The sequence below is a fragment of the Weissella sp. DD23 genome, assembly GCF_001579105.1.
GTDB lineage: Bacteria > Bacillota > Bacilli > Lactobacillales > Lactobacillaceae > Weissella > Weissella cibaria.
In genome coordinates this window covers 6404-11753 of record NZ_KQ970397.1, presented here as the reverse complement: position 1 = coordinate 11753, position 5350 = coordinate 6404, and the positions used below count along the sequence as shown (strand labels likewise).

At 44.2% G+C, this 5350-nt stretch carries 5 protein-coding genes; 1 reads left to right on the top strand and 4 read right to left on the bottom strand.

Features of this window, described 5'->3' with window-relative positions; all coding sequences use genetic code 11:
- Positions 1 to 102: 102 nt before the first annotated feature.
- The gene (locus WEIDD23_RS12835) at positions 103 to 222 is read left to right on the top strand and encodes a DUF4044 domain-containing protein (protein ID WP_010373386.1); all 120 of its coding nucleotides are present in this window, start codon (positions 103 to 105) and stop codon (positions 220 to 222) included.
- A 53-nt stretch (positions 223 to 275) separates the two neighbouring features.
- On the opposite strand, the gene WEIDD23_RS09960 is transcribed toward WEIDD23_RS12835, so the two are convergent.
- The 4 genes from WEIDD23_RS09960 to cydD form a co-directional block, all read right to left on the bottom strand.
- A complete protein-coding gene (locus WEIDD23_RS09960; RefSeq protein ID WP_010373389.1) occupies positions 276 to 1397 on the bottom strand; it encodes an ATP-grasp domain-containing protein in 1122 nt (373 codons plus the stop codon).
- Between the two features lie 26 nt (positions 1398 to 1423).
- On the bottom strand, positions 1424 to 2095 hold the full coding sequence (locus WEIDD23_RS09955) for a glycoside hydrolase family 73 protein (protein WP_010373391.1): 672 nt from the start codon (positions 2093 to 2095) through the stop codon (positions 1424 to 1426).
- Between the two features lie 12 nt (positions 2096 to 2107).
- Complete coding sequence (cydC, locus tag WEIDD23_RS09950) at positions 2108 to 3865, bottom strand: thiol reductant ABC exporter subunit CydC (RefSeq protein ID WP_062358952.1); 1758 nt, start codon at positions 3863 to 3865, stop codon at positions 2108 to 2110.
- The coding region (cydD, locus tag WEIDD23_RS09945; protein WP_062358951.1) for a thiol reductant ABC exporter subunit CydD at positions 3858 to 5350 on the bottom strand (1493 nt) is incomplete at its 5' end. The genes cydC and cydD, both read right to left, overlap by 8 nt.

The following is a 5350-nucleotide window of genomic DNA, read 5'->3' as shown; positions in this document are numbered from 1 at the left end:
TACACTAATTTTAACAACTGTCTAACAGTCGTTCTACTTGTCTATTCTATCATATCGGCAAATGGTACAATAGAATTAATCAACAATCAAAAGGAAATCCATATGGCTAAGAAAAAAGAAAAGTCAACGATGCAAAAGATTATTCAAGGCTTCGTTATTTTTATGTTATTACTCTCATTGGCGGGTGTGTTCATCACGCTGTTCCAAGTTATGATGGGTTAAAAAAAACTACCTTTACGACATAAACGTAAAGGTAGTTTTTTTATTTGATAATGTTAATCGTCAAACTGCCAGACACCGGCCACGTGTAATTGATTAAACAGCAATGTCACTGAAGGTCCACAAGCTAAGACGTACCCTGCTTTTCCAGTTGTATCAGGAAAACGGTAAAAATAAATCTGCCAATTAGCTTGAATTTCCCAATGACGCATCAATGCCGGCACTTGTTCAGTTGTAAACGGCATATAGATTGCTGCCTGATTAATTAAAATGTCTGAAAGTGCTTGTCCCGTAATAGCCCGCACATGTTGCTCAGCAACGGAAACATTGGTCGTTGCTGTATAAACGGCAGCGGTTTCTTGCACACCTGCTGCAATATCACGAATATAAAGGTTACCCGTACTACTGTAGAAGAATGCCACGTTATAAGCACCAATGTACTGCAAAGCTTCACCGACTTGCTCTGTCACACCCAACATAACCGTCATCAAATCATCGGCGATGTCGCCAATAGTCCACGCGCGCCGCATGTGATCCGTCGCAACCGCAGTTTGACGTAGCGGGTAAATTTTAATGTCCCCTGTGACGCCACGGACTGCCGTCATGGCAAATTCTTGGACATCATCGAGCCACGTCTCAACAATCAACGTGCCACCATCAATCATCGGGGCAACCAGCCCTAAATCCCAATCGCCTCGCAGAATAACGGTATCGTCGTGATGCTTGTGTTTAAAAATAGGTTTGACCACCACTGGGTAACCAAGGTCTGCGGCTGCATGTGCAACCTCGTCCAATGAACTCACTATTTCATACGGCAAAATATTCAATGACTGGCTTTCGGCAAAAGCCCGTCCCAGAGCATGATCATCAGTCAGTTGTAATAAATCCGTTCCCTGTGGCAACCGTGATTCAGTCAATGCATCGATAACTTTGGCTGGTAACCAGGATGACGTATAAGTCACCATTGATGATAGTGCCAAAAAATTTTGCAGCGCTGTTAAATCGCCGGCTGTTTCAACGAAACGATAATCTGCTTCAGATAACACTGGCGCCTCAGGGTTCGTGCTATATGCCGCCACATTATAACCCATATTATGGGCCACTTGGGCGACATACTGGCTCATCATATCGTCACCTAAAATACCAATTGTTGATCCTGGTAAAAATTCAAGACTCATACTTTTTCTCACTTCGTTTCGTAACTCTAATTAACATCATATTGATTTAAATGATACGTTTCAATCATTTGCACGATTTTTGTCGCATAACCTGGATCGGTCGCATAACCGCCGCTGACTAATCCCTGCGCTGCTGCTTTATAATCGGCTGCATAAATCACAGCCGCATAACGCTGGGCATTATCCGTCGTCCCATGGGCCAAGAGGTACGCGTGGTCATCCATCGACGCACGCCAATCTTGATACGTTCTGAAACTCGCATTAATGGTCACCCATTCGTCATTGACATATTCTTTAGTAGCCAGCGTCACGCTTGGCATACCAGGTGAAGCCTTCACCCCAAAGAAATTATTATACTTTGCAGCAAGTTCCGATCGTCCCCAATCCGATTCTAAGGCAGCTTGCGCAATACTAATTGACGCACGCACGCCATACTCCGTCTGCAAATTTTGAGCTTCTGGGGCAATACGGGCAATGAATTGTTCCCGGGTTAATTGATTTAACGGTAAATCAGCCGTCGGCGTCTGCGCGGCAGCTTCATGATGTTGCATATCCGTTTGCCAAACAGCCACACCTAGAATAAGGACAACTAGTACAATCACACGTGGCCATTGCAGTCGCCCTTTTTTAACGAAAAAATGTGACAACTGAAAATTGCGTTTTGGCCGTCGTGGCTGACGCTTTTTTCTTTTTGCCATCACATTTTCCTCCTATTCTAACATTAAATCGCCATGATCCAGAGCTAGTAGACGCTGGAAACGATGCTCAGTTGCCATCAACTTAGCTGGCGTACCCGCCATCGCAATTTGCTGGTTCTCTATAAAAATAACCTTATCAACGAGCTCGATTCCGGTCAAGTGGTGGGTAACCCAAATCACAGTTTTGTCATGCAACGTTTTAAAAATCGTCTCCAATACCGCTAGTTCCGTAATTGGATCTAACGCAACTGTTGGTTCATCTAAAATGACAATCGGTGTATCTTGCAACAAGATACGGGCCAATGCGAATCGTTGTCGTTCACCACCGGAAAAACGACTTCCCATCTCACTCATTGGTGTTGCTAGGCCGTCAGGTAATTGTACCACGAGTTCTTTTAGATTAACCTGTTCTAACACGTCCCACAACTCTTCATCAGTCGCGTCAAGTTTTCCCAAACGCAAATTATTGGCGACCGTACTAGCGAATAAGTACGATTGCTGATCCAAGACCGCAATTAACGTCGCACGTTGGCTACTTAAATCAGCCACGGCCGTACCACCAATGGTAACCGTACCAGCCAATGGCATTTCGTCACCAAGTAATAGTTTCAAAAGGGTTGTCTTTCCTGCGCCGGATTGACCAAGAATTGCAATTTTTTGACCATCTGGAATCGTCAGAGACAGGTCCTGCAGCACTGGCGTTTGATCATAACCAAACGTCACCTGATTGAGCACAATTGTCGGATTACTTGGCTGTGCAGCCTGCTGTGTCGTTTGCAACTGTGCTTCAGCTTGAGCCTGTTCGTCCATTTCATTTAACCGTGTAATCGAATTTTGATAACGTGGCCACTCACCTACCCCAGTGCTAATTGATGTCAATGCATCCTCAGCCGGGAAAATAGCTAGCACAAACGCTGCAATCCAATTAACACCAAAGCTGCTACCCCCAAAGTGACGAGTTGCAAAAACTAGCAAGACAATTGCCGTAAAGCCAATTATCATCGCACCACTAAAATCACGCCACCAATTAAAATGAGCCTGTTTAGACTTCAACTGATTAATGGCATTGAAGTCAGCTTGTTGTCGCTCAGCCAGTTCTGCTGTTCGGCCAGCTAAAATCCAATCTTGCAAGCCCATGACCGTATCAGTTAAGTCTGTATACAATTCAGCTTCTAGTTGTTGCTGTTTAAAATCACGTGCCCCGTTGACCGCTAGCGTAATCATTGGCGCTAAAATGGTTGTCATCCCCAAAATTAAGAAGATTGCCAAGGCAAATCCCCAATCAAATACGCCAACACCAATCGCAATTAGGATGTAGATAACTAATCCAATCACGGTTGGAAACAGCGTCCGCAAGTAAAAGTTTTCAATTTTAAACAGGTCATTTGCTAAAACATTCAAAACCTCACCCGTTTGCGTTTTCGCATAAACCGATTTTGTTCCCGTTTCAACTAACTCATATAACCGCCGACGAAAGGTCGACACAATTTTAAGTACCCAATTGTGCGACACGAGTCGCTCGGCGTAGCGGAATGATGGTCGTCCAATTCCGAATGCACGTGTCAACACGATTGGGACATAGACCATCAAAATATTTTCAGGAATCTGTGCCGAACGTGAAATCAGGAACCCTGAGGTAAACATCAAAGCTGCCCCAGAGAACGTTGTCATAAATCCTAAGAAAATAATCAAGGCTAATAATTTTTTATATGACCTGAGGTATGGAAATACCCAGGTGTCTCGTTTGATCAGTAATATCATTTTACGCATGTGTCGTTCCTCGCATCGCTGCTTGTAAGGTCACGAAGTAGCCGTTATTCGCAATTAAGTCAGCCAGCGTTCCTTGTTCAGCTATTTGACCATCTCGCATCACAATAATCCAATCCATTTGGCGCAACCAGTGTAATCGGTGCGTGGCAAAAATAACTAATCGATTGTCGAAAACCGGTAACATCGTCTCTTTCAATAGCGCTTCAGTTTCAATGTCCAAGTGCGCAGTCGGTTCATCTAGCAGAAGAACGCGACGCTCTTCATCGAGCATAATCCGGGCTAACCCAATTCGTTGTGCTTGACCACCGGACGTTTGCATTGCCCCTTCACCAATTAACGTATCCAGGCCATCAGGTAGACTAGCAAACCAATCGGCAAGTCCCACTTGTTGTAACACTGCAATCAGATCTTCATCACGCTGATTGGGTGCATAAAATGCCAGGTTAGCTCGTAGTGTGTCATGAAAAATATACGGATGTTGCGGCAACACCTGAATTTGCTCTTGCCATTGTCGCTGCTGCAGGTGTGGCAATGCTTGTTCATTAATCTTTACATCACCATCGCCAACTAGGAATCCACCTAACAGATTAAGCAAAGTCGATTTTCCGGAACCAGAAGTACCAACTAAGGCCACCTTGGCATGACCGGTCAAGGTTAAGTTAATCTGCTGAAGTGCTGGTCGATCAGCATTAGGATAGCTAAATGATACCTGTTCTAAAGTCAACGTATCCGTTGCTTGCCAACGTTGACTCCGTCGCACATATCGATTCGTTTCTGGCGCAACCGGTTGTTCTAACAAAGTCATGATATCTGCTAAAGCGTTCTTACCATTTAGCGTGGCGTGATAATCATTAGCAAAATTTCGGATTGGCAAGAAATATTCGGGCGCCAAAACTAAAATCGTTAAGGCCGGCAACAAGTGTGTTGCCCCATCCATTAAACCTAACCCCAAGAACAAGGCAACAACCGCAATTGATAATGTTGTAAAAAAGTCCAACGCAAACGTTGATAAGATAGCAATTTTAAGCGTACTCATCGTGGCTTTACGATGGTCTTCCGAAACATCGTAAATATTTTGCGCATATTGCTTGGCTAACCCCAATTGTTTCAACGTTGTTAGGCCACGGAGTGAATCAACGAAATGATTTGATAACCGGTTAAATGTTTCATACTCTCGGTCAGCCTTAGCTTGGGCCGCCAATCCCAGCACAATCATGAAAATCACAATCACTGGATAAATGACAAATAAAAATACCGCCTGTTTGAAATTAATCGTCGCAATATACAGCAAAATGAGCCACGGGGTGATGCTCATATCAAATAATTTCACCAACACCAAGGTTAAATAATCATGGACTTGGTCGATACCTTCAACTGCTAACGTCACTGACTTACCAGTCCCTTGATTTGCCACCGTTCGTGGACCTAAAGCCGCATACTTCTGTGTTAACTGAGTCTGCAAGCTAGCCGTCGTTTTATCGGCAA